This window comes from Photobacterium aquae, assembly GCF_001029445.1.
Taxonomy (GTDB): Bacteria; Pseudomonadota; Gammaproteobacteria; order Enterobacterales; family Vibrionaceae; genus Photobacterium; species Photobacterium aquae.
This window is the reverse complement of record NZ_LDOT01000011.1, coordinates 163,934-186,015: the sequence shown is the minus strand read 5'-3', so window position 1 is coordinate 186,015 and position 22,082 is coordinate 163,934. Positions and strand designations below refer to the sequence as shown.

The following is a 22,082-nucleotide window of genomic DNA, read 5'->3' as shown; positions in this document are numbered from 1 at the left end:
GTCTCAACACCCGGTGCGTAACCGTATTCTGGGTGGCCAGGCGTTTTGGAATGCAGCTGGCGGAAGTTCTTCAGATCATCGATAGACAGATCGTAGCCAGTCAGGTGAAGCAGAGAGTAAATCAGCATTGAACCGTGGCCGTTCGACAGCACGAAGCGGTCGCGGTCTGCCCACGCAGGGTTCTGCGGGTTGTGGTTCATGTGGCCGCGCCATAGGACTTCGGCAATATCAGCCATACCCATAGGGGCGCCTGGGTGGCCAGAGTTTGCTTGTTGTACACCGTCCATGCTCAGGGCACGGATTGCATTCGCAAGTTCTTTACGAGAAGACATGTCTGCTCCAGAAATTCGTAGAGTGTTATTGAGGCGGTCTGGGCTTCACATGCCCAGTACAGCCGATGTTCGGCGGGCAGGTATTGTCGCAAAGAGCCCCCTACTCTGCAAACGATTTCCAGCGAAAAATAACTGCCAGATCAATGCCATTCTGGCTTAAACACAACCAAATAGCTGTAATAAAAGCGTTACAGGGAATCGTTTGCGCTATTTCATACCCAATACACCTACACTTCCTATTGTTGATTTTCTCATATCAACAGGTATTATAGACGTCTAGACGGAGGTAGCTCTATACATACAAACGTATATCCGTTTATGCATCCTTGCCGATTGGCTGATATAGAGCACCGTACTATCACTTTATTCAACTTTATGGGAGCGCTCATGTCGAAGCACCTGTTTACTTCTGAGTCAGTATCAGAAGGCCATCCAGATAAAATTGCAGACCAAATTTCAGATGCAGTATTGGATGCGATCTTAGAACAAGATCCTAAGGCACGTGTGGCGTGTGAGACTTACGTAAAAACCGGTATGGTGATGGTTGGTGGCGAAATCACAACATCAGCATGGGTAGACATCGAAGAGATCACCCGTGAAACCGTACGTGAAATCGGCTACGTGAACTCACAGATGGGCTTTGATGCCAACTCTTGTGCCGTACTAAGCGCAATCGGTAAGCAGTCTCCAGATATCAACCAAGGTGTTGACCGTGAAGACCCACGCGAGCTGGGTGCCGGTGACCAGGGCATCATGTTTGGCTACGCAACCAACGAAACCGACGTACTAATGCCAGCACCGATCACTTACGCACACCGTTTGGTTGAGCGTCAGGCTAAAGTACGCAAGAACGGCGCGCTGCCTTGGTTGCGTCCAGATGCAAAATCTCAGGTAACATTCCAGTACGATCAGGGTAAAATCGTAGGTATCGATGCGGTTGTTCTGTCTACCCAGCACTGCGAAAGCATCGAGCTGCCTGTGCTGCAAGAAGCGGTAATGGAAGAAATCATCAAGCCGGTACTGCCTTCTGAGTGGCTGAACAAAGACACCAAGTACTTCATCAACCCAACCGGCCGTTTCGTTATCGGTGGCCCAATGGGCGACTGCGGCCTGACTGGTCGTAAGATCATCGTTGATACCTACGGCGGCGCAGCACGTCACGGTGGTGGTGCATTCTCTGGTAAAGATCCATCGAAAGTTGACCGTTCTGCCGCTTACGCAGCGCGTTACGTAGCGAAGAACATCGTCGCTGCAGGCATGGCTGACCGTTGTGAAATCCAGCTGTCCTATGCGATCGGCGTGGCAGATCCAACATCTATCATGATCGAAACCTTCGGCACCGAGAAAGTGTCTCACGAAATCATCGTGGAAGCGGTACGCCAGCACTTCGACCTACGCCCATACGGCCTGATCGAAATGCTTGACCTGCTGAAGCCAATGTACAAGAAGACTGCGGCATACGGCCACTTCGGCCGCGAAGAGTTCCCTTGGGAAGCGACCGACAAAGCCGATCTACTGCGCGACTTCGCTAACCTGAAGTAATCGCAGTTCGACCAAACAAAAAGGAAGCCTCGGCTTCCTTTTTTGGTTTCTGGCTTAGCCCAAGCCAGCAGCCAAACACGGCTTCCACCCGCGCCACCAATTCCCTATACTCGGCGACCGTATCCAACTATCAGGTACCGGCCATGACCCCTCTACAATCACAAGTGACAGAACGCGTTGCCGCCTGCATCCGGCAGGCCAACCAGCATCTCAACAAGCGCATGCCGCTACCGTCCGTGCTGTTCAACCAGCGCGGGAAAAGCGCCGGCAGCGCCCGCCTGCAACGCTGGGAACTGCGCTTCAACCCGGTACTGCTCGCCGAAAACCCGCAGGCCTTCCTTGAGGAAGTCGTGCCGCACGAGGTCGCCCACCTCGTCACCTTCCGCCTCTATGGCAAGGTTCGTCCCCACGGCCGGGAATGGCAACAGATCATGAGCGCAATCTACGGCCTCGAGCCCAGGGCCACCCACAGCTTCGATGTCAGCTCAGTGCAGGGGGAGACCTTCCTCTATCGCTGCCAGTGCAGCGACTACCCCCTCACTATCCGCCGCCACAACAAAATTCAACGCGGCCAAACCAGTTATCGCTGCCGCCAATGCGGCCACCCCCTGATCTGGGCCAACGTATAATCGCATGCCCTTGCCATCCGCTTTCGGGTCAAAAAAATGCCTTTTAAGGATGTAAATAATCAAAAACACAATGTGATATCAATCTAAAAAGCCTTTTCGGTGATAGTCTTGTCAGTATTACTCCCTGACTTAGGACTGCCATGCGATACATCACCTCCCCCCTATCTCGCCACGCCTGCTATGGACTGGCTATCTCTCTGCTACTGCCGTTTGCCTCTTCTTCCCATGCCGCAGATACGACCGTAAAAAAATCCACGAGCGGGATCTGCCATGACAGCAATAGCGCATCGTACCAGCGCACCAAGAATTTTACGCCCTACAATAGCCTTAGCGCATGCTTAGAGAGTGGCGGCCGTTTGCCCAAGGGAGCCAAAGCACCGGCAACCAGTTCGGCGGCAGATTCCGGCTCATACCAACGCCACCACTTTGGCCACGGCTGGCAGGATTTCGACAAAGATTGCCAGAACGCCCGCATGGAAACCCTGATTGCCCAGTCGGTCGGCCAGGTGCACTTCAAAGATGCCAAACAATGCCAAGTAGTCTCCGGCCGGTGGAACAGCGCTTATTCCGGTAAAGTGATTTACCGAGCATCCGACATTGATATCGACCATGTAGTCCCTCTGAAATGGGCCTGGGAGCACGGTGCCAATCATTGGACCTTAGATAAACGTAAAACCTTTGCTAACGATCCCAAAAACCTCGTGAGCGTTGAGGCCTCCCTCAACCGCCAGAAAGGAGCCAAAGGGCTAGACGAATGGCTGCCGCCCAAAAATCAGTGCCAGTATATTCCCCGCTTCATGGGGATCGTAAAAGCCTACAACCTGACGCTAACCCCTCGTGAAACCAAGCAGTATCAGGCCCTACTTGAACGCTGCAAAAACACCTCGAAATAATCTCATGGGGCAGCCCACATGCGGGCTGCCCCAGAAACAAGCATCTTGGACACACTTGGGTATATAATACTGCCAGAATAAACCCAACAGGTTACAAGATAGCCATGAGAATCCCACGTATTTACCACCCAGAGACACTACCGTCTTCGGGTTTCGTCATGCTCAGCGAAGATGCAGCCGGTCACATTGGTCGCGTACTGCGGATGCAGCCAGGCCAGGAAGTTGAACTGTTTGACGGCAGCGGTGCCGAATTCCCAGCCGTGATCAGCGAAGTCAGCAAGAAGAATGTCCAGGTCGAGATCCAAAAGCGCATCGATCGCAGCAGCGAATCACCGCTCAATCTTCATCTCGGCCAGGTCATTTCGCGTGGCGATAAAATGGAGTTCACTATCCAGAAATCTGTCGAACTGGGCGTGAATACCATTACCCCGCTGATTTCAGAACGCTGTGGCGTCAAGCTGGATCAGAAGCGTTTCGAGAAGAAACTCGCCCAGTGGCAGAAAATTGCCATCAGCGCCTGTGAGCAGTGCGGCCGCAATACCGTGCCTGAAATCCGCCCGATTATGCAGCTCGAAGAGTGGTGCGCCGAAGAATACGACGGCCTCAAGCTGAACCTTCACCCGCGTGCCAAATACTCAATCAACACCCTGCCGACGCCGGTGGAAAATGTCCGCCTGCTGATCGGCCCTGAAGGCGGCCTGTCCGCCGAAGAAATCGCGAAGACCCGCGATTACCATTTTGAGGAAACACTGCTGGGACCGCGCGTCCTGCGGACGGAAACCGCCGCACTGACCGCCATTACCGCCCTACAAGTTCGTTTCGGCGATCTTGGCTAACTGGAGAGAAGCAATGATTAAACTGGGTATCGTGATGGATCCCATTTCATCCATCAACATCAAGAAAGACTCAAGCTTTGCCATGATGCTGGAAGCCCAGCGCCGCGGCTACGAAATCCACTACATGGAGATGAACGACCTCCATTTGGATCAGGGCGTGGCCATCGCCGACACCAAGGTTGTCGAGCTCAAGCAGGATCCGGCAGGCTGGTACGAGTTTAAATCAGAGCAGACCATCGCCCTCTCCGAACTGGATGCGGTGCTGATGCGCAAGGATCCGCCGTTCGATACCGAATACATCTACGCTACCTACATCCTAGAGCGCGCCGAAGAACAAGGCACACTGATCGTCAACAAGCCGCAGAGCCTGCGTGACTGTAACGAAAAGCTGTTCACCGCATGGTTCCCGGAGCTGACCCCGACCACCATCGTGACCCGCAAGGCCGAGAAGATCAAAGCATTCCGCGAAACCCACGGTGACGTGATCCTCAAACCGCTTGACGGCATGGGTGGCGCTTCTATCTTCCGCGTCAAGGAAAACGATCCTAACGTATCGGTGATCATCGAGACCCTGACCAATCACGGCCAGAACTACTGCATGGCCCAGACATTCGTCCCGGATATCAGCAACGGTGACAAACGCATCCTCGTTGTGGATGGCGAGCCAATGCCGTACTGCCTGGCGCGCATCCCGGCCAAGGGCGAAACCCGTGGCAACCTGGCCGCAGGCGGTACTGGCGAAGCACGTCCGCTGAGCGAGACCGATATGCAGATTGCCGCGGCGGTTGCACCGACCCTGAAAGAGAAGGGCCTGATCTTCGTTGGCCTTGACGTTATCGGCGACAAGCTGACCGAAATCAACGTGACCAGCCCGACCTGTATCCGAGAAATTGAAGCCGCCTTCGATATCTCGATCACCGGCAAGCTGATGGATGCCATCGAGCGCCGTCTGGGCAAAACAGCCTAACGGCTGATCCCGCTGGAAACGCAGCCTCCGGGCTGCGTTTTTATTTGCACCAAAGCCAATGCGCAGCCGATTAATCCCCCCACATAGTAATTGGGGCAATTACTCGGCATACTGTAGATAAACATGTTCTGGTAGTAGGTACAGCTCATGAACTTAACCAATCATTTCTTGATTGCCATGCCCCAGATGCAAGACCCGAACTTCAAGGGAGGCGTGGTCTACATCTGCGAACACAATGACGAAGGCGCAATGGGGATAGTGATCAACCTGCCGATCGAAATCTCCGTCGGCAGTATGCTGGAACAAATCGAGATCGAGCGGGAGCTGCCTATTCAGGATCCAACCAGCCTCGAACAGCCGGTTTTCAACGGCGGGCCAGTCTCGGCAGACCGTGGGTTTGTCCTTCACAACCGGATCGGCAACCTGCTTTCGAGCATCAATATCACCGACGATGTCTCGATCACCACCTCCAAGGATATCCTGTCCCTGCTTGGCACCCACGCCGCGCCGGACAATTTCCTTGTCGCCCTCGGCTACGCTGGCTGGGATGCGGGACAGCTCGAACAGGAGCTGGCCGAGAATACCTGGCTAACCACCGAGGCCAACCCGGACGTGGTCTTCAACACACCGATCAGCGAGCGCTGGCACAAGGCCATCGCCCAACTCGGCATCAACTCAACCCATCTTTCCAATGAAAAAGGACACGCATGAGCCATTCACGCAGCGTTTTAGGTTTTGACTACGGCACCAAGAGCATCGGGGTGGCGATAGGCCAGGAACTCACAGGCACTGCCCGCCCGCTTCCGGCCCTGAAAGCCCGCGACGGGATCCCGAACTGGGATGACATTGAGAAAATCCTCAAAGAGTGGCAGCCCGACCTTGTGGTTGTCGGCCTGCCGCTCGACCTACAAGGCGGCGAACTGGAAGCCATTACGCCAAGGGCTCGCAAGTTTGCCAACCGCCTTCACGGCCGTTTCGGCTGCACGGTAGAGCTTCATGACGAACGCCTCAGCACAGCCGAAGCGCGGACCGAACTGTTCGAGCGTGGCGGATACCGCAACCTCAGCAAAGGCAATATCGACTCCCAGTCTGCGGTTGTCATTTTGGAAAGCTGGTTCGAGAACCAATACAGCTAACCTTTCCCTGCACCCCTCTCTGGGGTGCATATCCCCTATCATGATGACATTTGTACAGCTCATCGTTCAAAAAACAGCCTAAAGCCGACCGTATCCCAAGCTCGCCACATAGACTCGTCAAGGATCCTTGCCGAACAAGGGGTGATCAGCCTGTACAGCTTTTGGACTATATAAACCCAAAAGCTCAAATTCCTGCACACCGAGATCCTATTTTCCGGTTTACCGAGAAAAACGAGAGACTTACCTGTGCCAGACATAAAAAAAGCCTTGGGCTCATAACAAGCCCAAAGCTTTCTGCCTATTCCAACCCTTTCGGATCAGCCCATATCGATAGTCACCCCATCGAGGGTGCTGGTGGCGTAATTGTTCTTGTTGCCCATCTTAATCATCAGGCGTAAATCGTTAGCCGAATCGGCATGGTGCAGGGCATCCTGCTCGGTAATTTTTTCCTGCCGGTAAAGCTCAAACAGCGACTGATCGAACGTCATCATCCCCGACTGAGTCGATCGGGCCATCGTCTCTTTGATTTCGTGCAACTCGCCGCGGCGGATCAAATCCCCTACCCGCGGGGTGTTAATCAGCAATTCAAATGCACCGTGCCGCCCCATGCCCCGGGCATCGGGGATCAATTGCTGGGCAAGGATACACTTGAGATTCAATGACAAATCAAACAGGAACTGCTCACGGCGCTCCTTGGGTACCAAGTGCATGATGCGCTCCAACGCCTGGTTGGCATTGTTGGCGTGCAGTGTCGCCATACACAGGTGGCCAGTTTCGGCAAAGTTCATCGCGTATTCCATGGTTTCCCGGGTACGGATCTCGCCGATCAAGATCATATCCGGCGCCTGGCGCAACGAGTTCTTCAATGCCACCTCGTAGCTTTCGGTATCGAGCCCGACCTCGCGCTGGGTGACGATGCACTTATCATGCTTATGGACAAATTCAATCGGATCCTCAACCGTCAGGATGTGCCCGCTGCGGTTGCTGTTGCGATAGCCGGTCATCGCCGCCAGCGAGGTGGACTTACCGGATCCCGTCGCCCCCACAACCAACACCAGACCACGCTTGGCCAAGGCCATTTTTTGCATATCCATCGGCAGGTTAAGCGAGAAAATATCTGGGATATTGGTTTCAATCCTACGCAGAACCATCCCCGGCAGCTCGCGCTGCCAGAAGGCGCTAACCCGGAAGCGGTGCTCGCCGCGAACCAAAGCAAAATTGGCCTCCCGGGTTTCCTCGAACTCATGGCGCAGCTTGTCATCCATTGCATCATCGAGCATGGCATCCACCGCCGCCCGATCGAGACAATCCCCATAAGGGTGGAGGTTACCGTCAATCCGCAACAGGCTCGGTGAGTCCACGGTAATGTAAACATCCGACGCCTTGTTGCGTACCATTTCCTTCAGGACATCCTGTAAGATCATTGCCGCCATCTCCCCTCTTAGAATTTCGACAAACTATTATCAACCACGCGGCGGCCTTCCTCGGCTTCCACCAAGCCCTGTGCCACCAGCATCTTCACGCTCTGCTCCATTGTCTGCATCCCCATCGCCGAACCGGTCTGAATCATCGAGTACATCTGGGCAACCTTGTCCTCGCGGATCAAGTTACGGATCGCCGGGGTCGCCATCATCACCTCATGCGAGGCGATACGGCCGCCGCTGGTGCATTTTAGTAGGCTCTGTGAAATCACGGCGCGCAAGGATTCAGACAGCATCGAACGTACCATAGCCTTGTCGTTGCCCGGAAAAACGTCGATCACACGGTCGATGGTCTTTGCCGCCGAGCTGGTGTGCAGTGTCGCCAGAACAAGGTGGCCGGTTTCGGCGGCCGTCAGGGCCAAACTGATGGTTTCCTGATCACGCAGCTCACCCACCAAGATAACATCCGGGTCTTCACGCAAGGCCGAGCGCAACGCGTTATTGAAGCTATGAGTATCGCGATGGACCTCACGCTGGTTGATCAGGCAACGCTTACCCTCGTGGACAAATTCCACCGGATCTTCAATAGTCAGAATATGGCGGTTGTAATTTTCGTTAATGTAATCAACCATAGCTGCGATGGTGGTTGATTTACCGGAGCCCGTTGCACCTGTCACCAACACCAAGCCGCGCTGGCACTGGGCGATTTGATAGAAAATCTCTGGCACGCCCAACGACTCAAGCGTTGGGATCTTCACCGGGATTGTTCGGAATACGGCAGAACAACCGCGTGACTGATGGAAGGCATTGACACGGAAGCGGCCAACATCTGGCAATTCGAAAGAAAAGTCGACTTCGAGGTTTTCCTCAAAGTCACGGCGCTGGGCATCGTTCATAATATCGAAGACCAGACGGTGTACCTCACCATGCTCCATCGCAGGCAGGCTGAGCTTACGGACATCGCCATCAACCCTGATCATCGGCGGTACGCCCGCAGAAAGATGCAGATCAGAGGCATTATGCTTTACACTAAAGTCCAGTAGTTCGGTGATATCCATACAATTTCCCCACAGAATCAATTATGAACAGTATCAAGCAAAATATTGAGCAGGTCATCTCCCAGATCAGCCTTGCGGCAGAAAAATGCGGCAGAGATGCCGATTCCGTGCAACTTCTCGCGGTAAGCAAGACCAAACCTATCGCGGCTATCGAGGCAGCCATCAAGGCAGGCCAGTACGCATTTGGCGAAAATTACGTCCAGGAAGGTGTCGATAAAGTCCGCTATTTCGCCGACCTTTCCTTCGACCAGCCACTCAGCTGGCATTTTATCGGTCCGCTCCAGTCCAACAAAACCCGGCCGGTCGCTGAACATTTCGACTGGGTACATTCGGTCGACAGGGTCAAAATCGCCCGCCGCCTCAGCGAACAGCGTCCTGCCGATATGCCACCGCTCAACGTACTGTTACAGATCAACACCAGCGGCGAGGAGAGCAAGTCGGGACTGGCCTTTGACGAAGTCGCAGCACTGGCCGATGAAGTCGCGGCACTGCCCAACCTCGTCCTTCGCGGTCTGATGTCGATCCCTGAAAAGGCCGATGACTACGACAGCCAGCTGGCCGCCTTCTCGAGCCTTGCCGAGGCAATGGACAAACTCAAAGCCAAGCACCCGCAACTAGATACCCTGTCAATGGGCATGAGCGGTGATATGGATGCCGCCGTCGCAGCTGGCAGCACAATGGTTCGTATCGGCACCGCCATCTTCGGGGCCCGAGACTACAGCAATACCTAATCCACACAGCTATCGGCAAGGAAAGCATCCCTTCCCGCCGCCTTACGAGGACACAACATGGAACAACGTACAATTGCCTTCATCGGGGCGGGCAACATGGCCCGCTCGATCATCGCCGGGCTGGTAGCCAGCGGCTACGCGCCAGATAAAATCACGGCCACCGCACCGAGCGAGACCCGCCGCGAGCCGCTGGCCCGCGACTATGGCGTCCACACCACCGACGACAACCTGCAAGCGGCCTCCGATGCCGATGTGGTTGTCCTCGCCGTCAAACCGCAACTGATGGAGGAGGTCTGCCGCCCGCTCCAGATCCTCGATTTTTCAGGCAAGCTGGTGATCTCCATCGCTGCGGGCATCAGTGCCGAGCGCCTTAACCAAATGCTAGCTACCCAACTCAATCTGGTTCGGGTCATGCCAAATACCCCATCATTGATCGGCAAGGGGATGAGCGGCCTTTACGCCACTGAAGGGGTCAATCCCAACGATCGCCAGTTCGCCGCGGATCTGATGCAGGCTGTCGGCAAAATTTGCTGGGTCGGGGAAGAATCGCAGATCAACGGAATTATAGCCGCAGCAGGCAGTGCTCCGGCCTATTTCTTCCTGTTCATGGAGGCCATGCAGGCCGAGGCCATTGCCCAGGGGTTCAGTGCCGAGCAGGCCCGCCAACTGGTCCAGCAATCAGCTCTAGGTGCTGCCGAAATGGTGGTTGCCAACCCGGAGCTGGATCTGGCGACCCTGCGCGAGCAGGTCACCTCCAAGGGCGGCACTACCGCAGAGGCAATCCGCACTTTCAACGAACACCAACTTAGTGATACCGTAGCATCAGCCATGCAAGCTGCGGTTTCCCGCGCCCGAGAGATGGAAAAACTATTTTAAGGTTAGTATATGAATTCACTTGGTTTTCTAGTTAACACCCTGTTCGACCTATACATCATGGTCGTCCTGCTACGGATCTGGCTCCAGTGGGCAAAAGCGGACTTCTACAACCCGTTCTCCCAATTCGTGGTCAAAGCCACCCAGCCGGTTGTCGGCCCGCTACGCCGTATCATTCCGTCTGTCGGCTCACTAGACCTGGCCACCTTGCTATTTGCCTACCTCCTATGCGTAGGCAAAATCCTGACATTGCTACTGGTTCTTGGCGGCGGAATAGTGTTCAACCCTACATATCTCTGGTACGGTGCACTCGCCCTGCTCAAGGCTGCAGGTGGCCTAGTGTTCTGGGTACTGCTTATCCGTGCAATCCTGAGCTGGGTCAGCCAGGGCCGCAGTCCAGTTGAATACGTGATGTACCAGCTGACCGAGCCAATGACGGCACCTATCCGCCGCGTGATCCCTGCGATGGGCGGCTTGGATCTCAGCGTACTGGTACTGTTCCTTGGCCTCCAGTTTGCCAACTTCCTGATCGGCGATATTGTCGGCCAGATTTGGTTCCAGCTATGAGTGACAATGCCGTCTCCCGGCAAGGGGATGATCTGGTTCTTCGCCTCTATATTCAGCCCAAGGCCAGCCGCGACCAGCTGGTTGGCCTGCATGGCGAAGAACTCAAAATCGCTATCACCGCCCCGCCAGTGGATGGCAAGGCCAATGCCCACCTGACCAAATACCTATCCAAGCAGTTCAGGGTCGCAAAAGGTCATGTGATTATCGAAAAAGGCGAACAGGGACGCCACAAGCAAGTGCGCATCGAAGCACCCCGTGAAATCCCTGACGCTGTCAAAACCCTGCTCTAGCAATATCTTGCAATACTGTGCGCGGCAGCCTGCCGCGCACTCCCCCCGGACTATACTTGAAGGATCAACACCCTCGACTGGCAGGCTGCGCCTGACCGGAACAGGGAAGAGAAAAGGATAACTACATGAACACGCTGATCTCCCTGCTAGGCTCCGTCATTCTCTTTTTCGGCCTCAGTGCACCTGCAACCGCCGGGCAATACAAGAATATTGGCAACCTCGAAGTCCACTACTCGAGCTTCCCCTCAACATTCCTGACCCCGGATATTGCCAGCAACTACAAAATCAAGCGCAGCGGCTATTCGGCCGTCGTCAACATCACCGTGCTCGATACCAGCCAGCCGGGCAAACCCGCCGTTCCGGTGACGTTGAGCGGCGAGGCCCGCAACCTGCTGGGCACCCGCAAACAGCTGGAGTTCCGTGAGATCCGCGAAGGCAAAGCCATCTACTATCTGGCCGAAATAAAGCACGCCAATGAAGAGAGTTTTCAGTTCTCTATCGACGTCAAGCACACGGCCACACAGGGCAAGCTCGACTTCCGTCAAACTTTCTACGTCGACTGAGATCCGGCAGGTCCGGCCAGCCATGAACAGACATTAGGGGGGCTCCAGGGGCTCCCCTTTCATTTTCTGGGTAGTACGCTAAGATAGCGCCCTCTTAGACCCTTGCGAGGAAATGTGTGATGAGCAAACTGGTACTGGCCACTGGAAATCAGGGCAAAGTGAAAGAGATGGCCAGCCTACTGGCCGAGTTCGGATTTGATGTGGTTGCCCAGAGCGACTACAACGTTTCATCGGTTGCCGAAACCGGTACAACGTTCATTGAAAATGCCATTATCAAGGCCCGCCATGCCGCCAAGGAAACCGGACTGCCAGCCATTGCCGACGACTCCGGCTTGGAAGTGGACTACCTCAAGGGCGCACCGGGCATTTACTCAGCCCGCTTTGCTGGCGAAGAAGCCAGTGACGAAGAGAACCTCACCAAGCTCCTCAAGGAGATGGAAGGCGTGCCCGCCGAGCAGCGTACTGCCCGCTTCCACTGCGTACTGGTACTAATGCGCCATGAGAACGATCCTACGCCGCTAGTCTGCCACGGCAGCTGGGAAGGCAGCATCCTGACCGAGGCCCACGGTGAAAACGGCTTCGGCTACGATCCTGTATTCTGGGTACCGGAAGACCAGTGCGCATCAGCCGAGCTGGAACCGGCTCGCAAGAAGATGCTGTCGCACCGCGGCAAGGCACTGGCCAAACTATTTGCAGCCCTGAAGGACGCCTGATCCATGTTGCTCCCACCGCCGCTGAGCCTGTATATCCATATTCCCTGGTGTGTCCAGAAGTGCCCATACTGCGACTTCAACTCCCACGCCCTGAAAACGGATATTCCCGAGCAGAACTATATTGACGCCCTGATCGAGGATCTCGATACCGATCTGGCCGAGTACGGCTTGCAAGACGGCCACCGCACGCTGCATTCGATCTTCATTGGCGGCGGTACTCCGAGCCTGATTTCAGCGCCTGAAATCGGCCGCCTACTTGATGCCGTCCAAGCCAGAATCCCGTTTAGTGATGATATCGAAATCACGATGGAGGCCAATCCTGGCACCGTCGAAGCCGGCCGCTTCACCGCCTACCGGGCCGTGGGGGTAAACCGGATTTCGATCGGGATCCAGAGTTTCCAGGACGAAAAGCTCCAGCGCCTAGGCCGTATCCACGGCAGCGAGGAAGCGATCCGAGCCGCCGGGCTGGCAGCAGAAGCCGGACTGGAGAGCTTCAACATCGATTTGATGCACGGGCTACCCGACCAGTCGGTAGAAGAAGCGCTGGCCGATCTCAAGCAGGCCATCGCCCTCAACCCGCCGCACCTATCGTGGTACCAGCTTACCATTGAGCCAAACACCCTATTCTACTCCAAACCGCCGACCCTACCGGACGACGACGAGCTGTGGGACATTTTCGATCTCGGCCACCAGCTGCTAAGCGACGCTGGCTACGTCCAGTATGAGATCTCCGGCTATAGCAAGCCGGGCAAGCAGTGCCGCCACAACCTCAACTACTGGCGTTTCGGCGACTACCTAGGCATAGGCTGCGGTGCTCATGGCAAGATCAGCCACCCCGACGGGACGATCACCCGCACAGTCAAGGTCAAGCACCCGCGCGGCTACCTCAACCCGGCCAAGCCGTACCTTGACCAGCAGACTCAGGTCGACGCCGCCGAACGCCCGTTCGAGTTCTTTATGAACCGCTTTCGCCTGCTTGAAGCCTGCCCCAAGCAAGACTACACCGAGCGAACCGGCCTACCGCTGGCAAGTATCGAACAGCCTATCAGTTGGGCGATAGAACAAGACTACCTGCACGATCTCGGTGACAGCTGGCAGATCACCGAACGAGGCAAGTTGTTCCTCAACGACTTGCTTGCCGCCTTTGTCGAAGACGACGAATAACGCGCATGCAACAAAAAAGCGAACGGCATAACCCGTTCGCTTTTTTTATGCTTGTACCCATCAACAAATAGAGCCAAACACGGCCCCCAATTTGGTTGGGGTATCCGGTCAGTCCAACGTCACGCTCTGCCAGCGCTTAAGCGCTGGGATCAACGACTGGATTTCATTTTCTTTGATCTGGCGGGCGGCCACCCGCTGGCAGAACTCATCATCGATATGCTGGTTATGGGACAGGGTGTACGGCAGGTCATCGAGCATCATCTGGTGGTAGTTCGCCAGTACCTCCATCTGCTGCTCGTTGAGCTTAACCGGGTGAACCCCGAAATAGAGCCGGCCGTCGGAGCGGACACTGAAGGTCTCACCGCCCAGGCCCAGCTCGAGCTTACCGTCATCAAGGCTCATGGTATTGTGCCACTGCGGATCGCACTGGCGAGGTTCGGCCGCCGCCAGCGAGCCGGAAAAGAGCAGACTAACAGACAACAGACCCAAAGAAGAGAGCACACATCGACGAACAGGTGACAACATAGGCATTTCCCCTAAACACCGGGGACGCCTGTCTGCGCCCCCTTTTAGAATATTGAGCGGCCGATACGCTCGGCGAGCAATTCCAACGCCGCAGTGCCAGCCAAAGAGTTCCCCGAGGGGTCAAGCTCCGGCGACCATACGGCAATGGCCATCTCGCCCGGTACGATAGCGACAATCCCGCCGCCCACACCGGACTTGCCCGGCATACCGACCCGGTAGGCAAATTCGCCAGCACCGTCATACAAGCCACATGTGGCAAGCAGTGCATTCATTTGCTTACATTGAGTTTGGGTGACAATGGTTTTTTTTGCGCCCAAAGGAAGCCCTTTATTCGCTAAGTAACTGAATGTACGAGCCAAATCAACACAACTCATTTTCAGCGCACAATAGCTGAAATAATTGCTCAAAACAGGCATGACTTCGTTGTCAAAATTGCCGAACGAACGCATCAGATAGGCGATCGAGGCGTTGCGATCACTGTGCTGCATCTCGGAGGACGCAACCACCTTGTCATAGGCGATATGCGGGTTCTGGGCCAGCCCGCGAACCAATTCAAGCATCCGGTACTGCGGGGCTGACAGACGGCTGTGCAGCAGGTCGGAAACCACCAATGCACCGGCATTGATGAAGGGGTTTCGCGGAATCCCGTTTTCCAGCTCAAGCTGGATCATCGAGTTGAAGGCATGACCTGACGGCTCCTTGCCGACCCGGCGCCAGATTTCTTCCGGTTGGTACAGGGTCATCGCCAGCGTAAGGGCCAGCACCTTGGAGATCGACTGGATCGAGAAGCCTTCCTCGCTGTCGCCAGCCTGGATGATCTCACCGTCATTGTAACAAACCGCTATCCCCAGCTTGTCTGCCGGGACTTCAGCCAGAGCCGGGATGTAGTTGGCAACCTTGCCTTTGCCGATAAGCGGCCTTACTTCATCCAAAATTTCATTAAGCAACTGTTCTGTAGGCTTCATTACATTTTCTCCAAGGCTAAAAAAGCCAACCTGAGGTTGGCTTTCTTTTCAATACTGCTTGCCGTCATAACAACGGCACGGGTGCCCCCGGGGGACAAGTTCGGCTTATTCTGTGCGCGCGAACTTCATATCCCATACGCCATGACCCAAACGGTGGCCACGAGCTTCAAACTTGGTCAGCGGGCGGTCGTCAGGACGCGGGATGTAGTCACCGTCAGTTGCCGTATTGCGGTAACCCGGTGCGGCGTTCATCACTTCAACCATGTGCTCTGCGTAGTTTTCCCAGTCTGTTGCCATGTGGAAAACACCGCCAATCTTCAGCTTCTTGCGAACCATCTCAGCAAACGCAGGCTGGACAATGCGGCGCTTGTGGTGACGGGCCTTATGCCACGGATCAGGGAAGAACAGCTGAACGGTATCCAGACTGCCGTCAGGGATCATGTAATCGAACACTTCCACCGCATCGTGGCACATTACGCGCAGGTTGGTCAGGCCAGCTTCTTCCGCCGCCATCAAACACGCACCCACACCCGGACTGTGTACTTCGATACCGATAAAGTTTTTCTCAGGGGCATTTTTTGCCATTTCGACAAATGATGCGCCCATACCGAAGCCGATTTCAAGCACTACCGGACCTTCACGGCCATAAACAGCTTCCCAGTCAAGCATCTCCTGAGCAAAGTCTATACCCATTGTTGACCAGTTTTTCTCAAGCGCCATTTCCTGGCCCTTGGTCAGACGGCCTTCACGGCGAACAAAGCTGCGTACCTTACGTACCAGTTTGCCGTCTTCGGTGAATTCAGACAGGGTGACATCACCCGAGGTATTTGTAACTTTGCTCATCGTATTACCTAACCTTGAAAAGACACTAAGCGTCGGCATTATCCAAAGAAACAGCACAAGTGCAAGTCTATCGTTTGCGGCAACCCCGACTTTATGGTGCAATCACAGTCAAAAACAAGGCAGCGCGATAGCTGTCAGTAAAGTGAGCTCAATACTGTGACCCAAACCTTCTCTGATGCCATTTTAGCTTGGTATGACAAATTTGGCCGTAAAACCCTGCCTTGGCAACAACAAAAGACCCCTTACAAGGTCTGGCTGTCGGAGATCATGCTCCAGCAGACCCAAGTAGCCACCGTCATCCCTTACTTCGAACGTTTCATCGCCCGCTTCCCAAGCGTCGCCGATCTGGCGGCCGCCGAACAAGACGAAGTCCTCCATCTCTGGACCGGGCTGGGCTACTACGCCCGGGCTCGCAACCTCCACAAGGCAGCCCAGTACATCGTCGAACACCACAACGGCCAGTTCCCGACGACCTTGGAAGAAGTCATGGCACTGCCGGGAGTCGGCCGCTCGACGGCGGGTGCCGTCCTGTCGCTATCGCTCAAGCAACCCCATCCCATTCTGGACGGCAACGTCAAGCGGACCCTTGCCCGCTGCTTCGCCGTCGAGGGCTGGCCGGGCAAAAAACCGGTCGAAAACCAACTCTGGTCGTTGGCAGAAGCGAATACTCCATCAGAAGGCGTCGAACGCTACAATCAGGCAATGATGGACATGGGGGCGATGATCTGCACCCGCAGCAAGCCCAAATGCGACCTGTGCCCGGTCGGCGAACGCTGCCAAGCTCGTGCTACGGGGCGCCAAGCTGACTTCCCCGGCAAGAAACCCAAGAAAACCCTGCCGGAAAAACAAGCCTGGTTTGCCATCTTCCAGCACGGGCGCAAAATCTGGCTGGAAAAAAGACCGCCAGCCGGGATATGGGGCGGCCTGTGGTGCTTCCCGCAGCAGGATCATCCTGAGCTAGACGAGCTGATCGACCAACGGCTGGGCGGACGCGACTCACTGGTGGCCGACACGGAGCAGATGATTGCCTTCCGCCATACCTTCAGCCATTACCACTTGGACATCGTCCCGGTCAAAATCCGCCTCGCGGCCCTGCCGACGATAATCAACGATAGCCAATCCGGCCAATGGTACGATCTCGACCAGCCAGCGGAAATCGGCCTCGCCGCACCGGTCCAGCAGCTCCTCGACACCCTGCGGGGCGAAAAGGAGTAAGGCAGCTCCCGGCACCCGATGCTATACGCCAAAACCTCTCTTTGGTATAAAGAGAACGAACATCCATTGATCCCCCGCGCCGCCAATCGAGCCCGGGGCCAACCAAATGAAGGAACGCCGCATGAGCCGTACCGTATTTTGTGCCCGTCTGAAAAAAGAAGCCGAAGGCCTGGATTTCCAATTCTACCCGGGTGAGCTGGGCAAGCGTATCTTTGACAACATCTCCAAAGAGGCGTGGGCTGAGTGGCAGGGCAAGCAAACCATGCTGATCAACGAGAAAAAACTGAACATGATGGATCCGGAGCACCGCAAGCTTCTGGAGACCGAAATGGTTAATTTCCTGTTCGAAGGGCAGGACGTGGTGATTGACGGCTACACCCCGCCAAGCCAATAAACACGATCACATTTTCGGCGCCTGGCGGTAGTTTCTCTCGCCTCGCCCGCCAAAACTATTGATAATGGCATCATTTGCACGCGCAACTGATGCCATTATTTTGTCTGGGGACTATGAAACGTAAAGCGATATTGTTGGCCGCCCTTATTCTGAGCGGCTGTAGCCGGGAGTTTGTCGAAGAACACGTCTATCAGGTCGACTACACCACCACCAACCGTTTCGCCAACAATTTGGCCCCGCTTCCCGGCCAGTTCACCAAAGATACCGTTGCCTTTGACCAGTTGATGAACTCATTCAGCGGTCAGGTCAAGCGTTACTGGGGCGATGACGATGCCCTGGTCGCCAGCAAACGCCAATACGTAAAATATACCGATGGCTACCAGAGCCGGGCCCATGTCGATTTCGAACGAGGGGTCGTTATCGTCGAAACCGTAGCAAAAACCGAGCCGACAGCCCACCTGCGCCAGGCCATCGCCACCACCCTGCTCACCCCCGAGGACCCAGCGGGCGTCGACCTGTATTCAGATTCTGACATCAAGCTTGACGGCAAACCCTTCCTCTACGGCCAGATCCTCGACCAAGAAGGCAAACCGATCGAATGGTCTTGGCGCGCAAACCGCTTTGCCGAATATCTGGTCAATGCCAAGGTACACACACGCAACGAGCGCTACCACAAGGTCTGGTACGTGGAAATTCCGATGGTGGCCGACCATGCGGACAAACGTGGCTACAAATACGCCTCGATCGTCCGTGACGCAGCGCGCCGCTACGGGATTGCCGAAGATCTTATCTATGCCATCATCAAAACCGAAAGCAGCTTCAACCCCTACGCCGTTAGCCATGCCAATGCCTACGGCCTAATGCAGGTCGTGCCGAATACCGCCGGGGCCGATGTCTTCAAGCTAGTCAAGAACAAGCCGGGCAAGCCCAGCCCTGAGTATCTTTTTGATCCTGCTAGAAATATTGATATCGGCACAGCCTACTTCTACCTCTTGCGCAATCGCTACCTGAAGGACGTCAGCAATCCGACATCGCTCCACTACAGTATGATCTCGGCCTATAACGGCGGTACTGGCGGCGTACTCAAGACATTCAATGCAGATCGCAAGCGAGCCATGAATGATCTCAACCGACTCCAGCCCAACCAGGTTTACTGGGCACTGACCAACAAGCATCCGAAGGCAGAAGCTCGCCGCTACCTGCAAAAAGTCACCGCTTTCCAAAAAGAATTTCAACAGGGAAAACTTTAGCACTGACAACAAAATAGGCTTTTTTGACGCACGCAGCGCAAAATTCAACCTAACGGACAAAATAAACAAAAAATCTCAAAAAAGTGGTTGACGAAAAGAGCGAAAACCAGTTTAATAGCGCTCCGTTGCCTCGATAGCTCAGTCGGTAGAGCAGGGGATTGAAAATCCCCGTGTCGGTGGTTCGATTCCGCCTCGAGGCACCATATTTTAGCTTGGTGTCGAAGACGACAAGCAACAAAGTACAATTCCCCCTTAGTTCAGTCGGTAGAACGGCGGACTGTTAATCCGTATGTCGCAAGTTCAAGTCTTGCAGGGGGAGCCACTTTCTACTGCCCTGCCCTTATGGCGGGAACGGTAAACAAAATTAGGCGCCGACTTAGCTCAGTAGGTAGAGCAACTGACTTGTAATCAGTAGGTCACCAGTTCGATTCCGGTAGTCGGCACCATTATTTAGCAAATATTGCTGTTAGCAGTATTGCAGAAGTTAACACCACGGTGTAACTTTTGCCTCGATAGCTCAGTCGGTAGAGCAGGGGATTGAAAATCCCCGTGTCGGTGGTTCGATTCCGCCTCGAGGCACCATACAATTCCCCCTTAGTTCAGTCGGTAGAACGGCGGACTGTTAATCCGTATGTCGCAAGTTCAAGTCTTGCAGGGGGAGCCACATTCTACTGCCCTGCCCTATGGCGGGAACGGTAGACAAAATTAGGCGCCGACTTAGCTCAGTAGGTAGAGCAACTGACTTGTAATCAGTAGGTCACCAGTTCGATTCCGGTAGTCGGCACCATTATTTAGCAAATATTGCTGTTAGCAATATTGCAGAAGTTAACACCTCGGTGTGACTTTTGCCTCGATAGCTCAGTCGGTAGAGCAGGGGATTGAAAATCCCCGTGTCGGTGGTTCGATTCCGCCTCGAGGCACCATACAATTCCCCCTTAGTTCAGTCGGTAGAACGGCGGACTGTTAATCCGTATGTCGCAAGTTCAAGTCTTGCAGGGGGAGCCACTTTGAAAAGCCTTGTCGAAAGACAAGGCTTTTTTTATACCTGTCAGGCGGTACTCCCTCCCCTCCGGCCGCTATGTATACAAGGCAAAAAAAACCGCAGTTAACACTGCGGCCTTTCAATATGTTCAGCACTACTTCCCGTCGCTGACCAGCAAGACTCCCAGTTCGTAATCTTGGAACCCGTAATGGGTCACCAGCCCGTCATTCAAGCCAAACGTCGCAATCTGCTGGGTGGCGGGGTTGGCCGTCGATGACCACACTGTCCGCTTGGCATCCCATTGATCTTCTTCTTTGTTAATCAGTCCCGGGAATGCCTTGATATTGACCGCCGGTGATATACAGGCAACCTCCCTCAGGCCGACCAGCTCTTTGATATTGGGCATCCGCCAACCAGGCATACCGCCATAACCCGCGCTTTTTTCGCTGTGCTCTATATGGAACAGTGCCGACTTCCACTTGAAGCCCGTCGGCTCACCGGTACAGCGCTGGGTTTGCGAATCCCAAGCCATCCCGACCAAACAACGGCGCCAGACCAGATTCGTCTGCAAGTCGGTCACCGTACCGTTTTGGTTGTCCTTGAATCGGATATCAGCCGCGCTCCCCGGCACATCCGTATAACAAGACTGCATTACGGCACTGGCCTCTCCAGCGACAGACATGGCGCATACCAGCGCAATCAAGGTTTTCTTCATCATTGTACAATTCCTTATTGGGCAACCATGCGGGCCTGGATAACGGTAGGTGAGTAACATTCTTCGCTCTGGCTTGCTTCACAAACGGAATACCCCGCAGAGATATCGCCCAACATGGTGCTATCCTCAATCACGGTCATTTGTGACAACAGCGGGATCTGCTTGCCTGTAGTGTAAGCGGGATCTGAGCGCATTTGGGTGGATGACCAGTACATCCCATAAGGCAGCTCCCCCGCCCCGGTGACCAGATCATCAAAATATGCCACATCCAAGCCATAGGTATTGCCGCTGGCATCTGTTGCCGTTTCCCCGAAATCGAGCAAATCGAACTGCTCATTGAATGTCGGCAGACGCCAGTTGCTCTTGCCGCAAAGACGCGCCTCATTCAACCTGTCAACGTACTCTTGAGTCGAGCACACGCCGAGACCGTCACTCTGGCACGATGCCATCGCCAGCTCGGCAGGATGCGGCTTGTGGCTGGCCGTCTCAAAGGCAAACTGACGGTGCTTGTCGCGATACGAGCCTCTGTCGTCCGCCTTATGCTCCCAGACCAACCCGGTGCGTTCGTCTTTCACGCATTGCCATTGCGTACTGTCGTCAGCCAAGGGCTGACCATTGCCATCTAACTTGACGAACTTGAAGCCACCATCGGTCACATCCAGCCCATAGCTGGCATCTTGCCCCGGTGCCCCCGGATCGGCATCCTCGGTCATCTGCCCCGTCGCCAAATTCAGCGATTTGGTCAAACCGGTATCGTTGTGCCCTCTCTGGGCTATCGCCCCCAAAGACGCCAGCTCATCGTAGTGCCGCTCACTCAGCGTCCCGTCGAGGATCGACTGCCCATAGATCGCCAGCCCTTTTGTCGTCCCCGCCACCAAGGTGTCATAGGACTCACTGCGTTTGGCCATGTTTGCCAATACGGTTACCAACTCCCGATCGATGTCAGCCAAGGCGGCATCGTCACTTTGTGCCAGCAAGTCGGCCGGTACGGGTATCTCCAATGCCGACAGGTTTGCGGCAACGCTGGCAACTGCCTGCTCTTGGTTGCTGCCCAGCAGCATCTCGCCCATCACCAACGTCGTTATGCCGTTGATCTGGCTGGCTTGGCTTTCCCCCACAGCCGGTGTGGCCAGTCTCACTCGTCCTGCCGTTGCGCTCTTCTCCCCGTGTGCCAAAGATGCGACCACCAGCAACGGTGAGGTCTTGATCTTGATATCCGCACTTTTCAAGACAAATGCAGGGTGCTCCGACTGGACGCTAGGCTCATTGCTATCACAGGACCAATTGCGGTCAATATCTGCACATACCGTAAATGGCATCGCGGCATTGGTTGCTGACAGGTTTCCACTCACCTCGTACGTCGGTGCGACCGGACTGCCACTGTTACTACCGCTATCATCACCAGATCCACCACAGCCGGTCAGGGCCAACGTAATGGCAACAGGCAATAAGGCTAATTGCGTTATTTTCATAAGACT

General features: G+C 55.0%; 24 protein-coding genes, 8 tRNA genes and 1 pseudogene. 25 read left to right on the top strand and 8 right to left on the bottom strand.

Annotated elements, in window-relative coordinates; all coding sequences use genetic code 11:
* A pseudogene (locus ABT56_RS09710) lies at window positions 1-332 on the bottom strand (transketolase); the annotation flags it as partial.
* A gap of 387 nt (window positions 333-719) precedes the next feature.
* On the opposite strand from ABT56_RS09710, the gene metK reads away from it, so the two are divergent.
* The 7 genes from metK to ruvX all read left to right on the top strand — a co-directional run bounded on the left by metK (window position 720) and on the right by ruvX (window position 6,335).
* The gene (metK, locus tag ABT56_RS09705) at window positions 720-1,874 is read left to right on the top strand and encodes a methionine adenosyltransferase (protein ID WP_047878663.1); all 1,155 of its coding nucleotides are present in this window, start codon (window positions 720-722) and stop codon (window positions 1,872-1,874) included.
* A 143-nt stretch (window positions 1,875-2,017) separates the two neighbouring features.
* A complete protein-coding gene (locus ABT56_RS09700; protein WP_047878662.1) occupies window positions 2,018-2,503 on the top strand; it encodes a SprT family zinc-dependent metalloprotease in 486 nt (161 codons plus the stop codon).
* Window positions 2,504-2,643: 140 nt separating this feature from the next.
* A complete protein-coding gene (locus tag ABT56_RS09695) occupies window positions 2,644-3,396 on the top strand; it encodes an HNH endonuclease family protein (RefSeq protein WP_047878661.1) in 753 nt (250 codons plus the stop codon).
* A gap of 104 nt (window positions 3,397-3,500) precedes the next feature.
* The gene (gene rsmE / locus ABT56_RS09690) at window positions 3,501-4,232 is read left to right on the top strand and encodes a 16S rRNA (uracil(1498)-N(3))-methyltransferase (protein WP_047878660.1); all 732 of its coding nucleotides are present in this window, start codon (window positions 3,501-3,503) and stop codon (window positions 4,230-4,232) included.
* A 13-nt stretch (window positions 4,233-4,245) separates the two neighbouring features.
* The gene (gene gshB, locus ABT56_RS09685) at window positions 4,246-5,199 is read left to right on the top strand and encodes a glutathione synthase (RefSeq protein ID WP_047878659.1); all 954 of its coding nucleotides are present in this window, start codon (window positions 4,246-4,248) and stop codon (window positions 5,197-5,199) included.
* Window positions 5,200-5,346: 147 nt separating this feature from the next.
* Window positions 5,347-5,910, top strand: coding sequence for a YqgE/AlgH family protein (locus tag ABT56_RS09680; RefSeq protein WP_047878658.1), 564 nt, complete (start codon window positions 5,347-5,349; stop codon window positions 5,908-5,910).
* Entirely contained in the window at window positions 5,907-6,335 is a 429-nt protein-coding gene (gene ruvX, locus ABT56_RS09675; protein WP_047878657.1) for a Holliday junction resolvase RuvX, read from the top strand. Before ABT56_RS09680 ends, ruvX begins: the two co-directional genes overlap by 4 nt.
* A 317-nt stretch (window positions 6,336-6,652) precedes the next feature.
* On the opposite strand, the gene ABT56_RS09670 is transcribed toward ruvX, so the two are convergent.
* Both ABT56_RS09670 and ABT56_RS09665 read right to left on the bottom strand, forming a co-directional pair.
* Complete coding sequence (locus ABT56_RS09670; RefSeq protein ID WP_276203180.1) at window positions 6,653-7,768, bottom strand: PilT/PilU family type 4a pilus ATPase; 1,116 nt, start codon at window positions 7,766-7,768, stop codon at window positions 6,653-6,655.
* Between the two features lie 8 nt (window positions 7,769-7,776).
* Window positions 7,777-8,814, bottom strand: a complete 1,038-nt coding sequence (locus ABT56_RS09665; protein ID WP_047878656.1) for a type IV pilus twitching motility protein PilT — start codon at window positions 8,812-8,814, stop codon at window positions 7,777-7,779.
* A 23-nt stretch (window positions 8,815-8,837) separates the two neighbouring features.
* Here ABT56_RS09665 and ABT56_RS09660 point away from each other — a divergent pair, with 23 nt between their 5' ends.
* From ABT56_RS09660 to hemW, 7 genes are all read left to right on the top strand, one after another.
* Complete coding sequence (locus ABT56_RS09660) at window positions 8,838-9,545, top strand: YggS family pyridoxal phosphate-dependent enzyme (RefSeq protein WP_047878655.1); 708 nt, start codon at window positions 8,838-8,840, stop codon at window positions 9,543-9,545.
* A gap of 57 nt (window positions 9,546-9,602) precedes the next feature.
* The gene (gene proC, locus ABT56_RS09655) at window positions 9,603-10,421 is read left to right on the top strand and encodes a pyrroline-5-carboxylate reductase (protein WP_047878654.1); all 819 of its coding nucleotides are present in this window, start codon (window positions 9,603-9,605) and stop codon (window positions 10,419-10,421) included.
* Window positions 10,422-10,430: 9 nt separating this feature from the next.
* Complete coding sequence (locus ABT56_RS09650; RefSeq protein WP_047878653.1) at window positions 10,431-10,985, top strand: YggT family protein; 555 nt, start codon at window positions 10,431-10,433, stop codon at window positions 10,983-10,985.
* On the top strand, window positions 10,982-11,275 hold the full coding sequence (yggU, locus tag ABT56_RS09645) for a DUF167 family protein YggU (protein WP_047878652.1): 294 nt from the start codon (window positions 10,982-10,984) through the stop codon (window positions 11,273-11,275). Before ABT56_RS09650 ends, yggU begins: the two co-directional genes overlap by 4 nt.
* 125 nt (window positions 11,276-11,400) lie before the next feature.
* Entirely contained in the window at window positions 11,401-11,838 is a 438-nt protein-coding gene (locus tag ABT56_RS09640) for a DUF4426 domain-containing protein (RefSeq protein ID WP_047878651.1), read from the top strand.
* Between the two features lie 119 nt (window positions 11,839-11,957).
* Window positions 11,958-12,551 carry an XTP/dITP diphosphatase gene (locus ABT56_RS09635; RefSeq protein ID WP_047878650.1) on the top strand — a complete coding sequence of 198 codons (594 nt, stop codon included), beginning with the start codon at window positions 11,958-11,960 and terminating at the stop codon, window positions 12,549-12,551.
* A 3-nt stretch (window positions 12,552-12,554) separates the two neighbouring features.
* Window positions 12,555-13,715 (top strand): radical SAM family heme chaperone HemW, encoded by a 1,161-nt coding sequence (gene hemW, locus ABT56_RS09630; protein ID WP_047878649.1) that lies wholly within the window; start codon window positions 12,555-12,557, stop codon window positions 13,713-13,715.
* 108 nt (window positions 13,716-13,823) lie between these two features.
* Here hemW and ABT56_RS09625 read toward each other — a convergent pair whose 3' ends face one another.
* The 3 genes from ABT56_RS09625 to trmB form a co-directional block, all read right to left on the bottom strand.
* Window positions 13,824-14,240, bottom strand: a complete 417-nt coding sequence (locus ABT56_RS09625; protein WP_053062432.1) for a hypothetical protein — start codon at window positions 14,238-14,240, stop codon at window positions 13,824-13,826.
* Between the two features lie 44 nt (window positions 14,241-14,284).
* Window positions 14,285-15,205 (bottom strand): glutaminase B, encoded by a 921-nt coding sequence (gene glsB, locus ABT56_RS09620; RefSeq protein WP_047878648.1) that lies wholly within the window; start codon window positions 15,203-15,205, stop codon window positions 14,285-14,287.
* Window positions 15,206-15,310: 105 nt separating this feature from the next.
* Complete coding sequence (gene trmB, locus ABT56_RS09615; RefSeq protein ID WP_047878647.1) at window positions 15,311-16,048, bottom strand: tRNA (guanosine(46)-N7)-methyltransferase TrmB; 738 nt, start codon at window positions 16,046-16,048, stop codon at window positions 15,311-15,313.
* A 156-nt stretch (window positions 16,049-16,204) separates the two neighbouring features.
* Here trmB and mutY point away from each other — a divergent pair, with 156 nt between their 5' ends.
* The 11 genes from mutY to ABT56_RS09560 all read left to right on the top strand — a co-directional run bounded on the left by mutY (window position 16,205) and on the right by ABT56_RS09560 (window position 19,912).
* Entirely contained in the window at window positions 16,205-17,263 is a 1,059-nt protein-coding gene (gene mutY, locus ABT56_RS09610) for an A/G-specific adenine glycosylase (RefSeq protein WP_047878646.1), read from the top strand.
* Between the two features lie 121 nt (window positions 17,264-17,384).
* A complete protein-coding gene (locus tag ABT56_RS09605) occupies window positions 17,385-17,657 on the top strand; it encodes an oxidative damage protection protein (RefSeq protein WP_047878645.1) in 273 nt (90 codons plus the stop codon).
* 113 nt (window positions 17,658-17,770) lie between these two features.
* Window positions 17,771-18,907 carry a membrane-bound lytic murein transglycosylase MltC gene (gene mltC / locus ABT56_RS09600; RefSeq protein WP_047878644.1) on the top strand — a complete coding sequence of 379 codons (1,137 nt, stop codon included), beginning with the start codon at window positions 17,771-17,773 and terminating at the stop codon, window positions 18,905-18,907.
* Window positions 18,908-19,034: 127 nt separating this feature from the next.
* Window positions 19,035-19,110, top strand: a tRNA-Phe gene (locus ABT56_RS09595).
* Window positions 19,111-19,153: 43 nt separating this feature from the next.
* A tRNA-Asn gene (locus ABT56_RS09590) sits at window positions 19,154-19,229 on the top strand.
* A gap of 48 nt (window positions 19,230-19,277) precedes the next feature.
* Window positions 19,278-19,353, top strand: a tRNA-Thr gene (locus tag ABT56_RS09585).
* 60 nt (window positions 19,354-19,413) lie between these two features.
* Window positions 19,414-19,489 (top strand) — tRNA-Phe (locus ABT56_RS09580).
* A 6-nt stretch (window positions 19,490-19,495) separates the two neighbouring features.
* A tRNA-Asn gene (locus tag ABT56_RS09575) sits at window positions 19,496-19,571 on the top strand.
* A gap of 47 nt (window positions 19,572-19,618) precedes the next feature.
* A tRNA-Thr gene (locus ABT56_RS09570) sits at window positions 19,619-19,694 on the top strand.
* A 60-nt stretch (window positions 19,695-19,754) separates the two neighbouring features.
* Window positions 19,755-19,830: transfer RNA gene (locus ABT56_RS09565), tRNA-Phe, on the top strand.
* 6 nt (window positions 19,831-19,836) lie between these two features.
* Window positions 19,837-19,912: transfer RNA gene (locus ABT56_RS09560), tRNA-Asn, on the top strand.
* 131 nt (window positions 19,913-20,043) lie between these two features.
* On the opposite strand, the gene ABT56_RS09555 is transcribed toward ABT56_RS09560, so the two are convergent.
* Window positions 20,044-20,607, bottom strand: a complete 564-nt coding sequence (locus ABT56_RS09555) for an Lcl C-terminal domain-containing protein (protein ID WP_053062431.1) — start codon at window positions 20,605-20,607, stop codon at window positions 20,044-20,046.
* An 11-nt stretch (window positions 20,608-20,618) separates the two neighbouring features.
* Window positions 20,619-22,076, bottom strand: a complete 1,458-nt coding sequence (locus tag ABT56_RS09550) for an Lcl C-terminal domain-containing protein (protein WP_047878643.1) — start codon at window positions 22,074-22,076, stop codon at window positions 20,619-20,621.
* Window positions 22,077-22,082 lie beyond the last annotated feature (6 nt).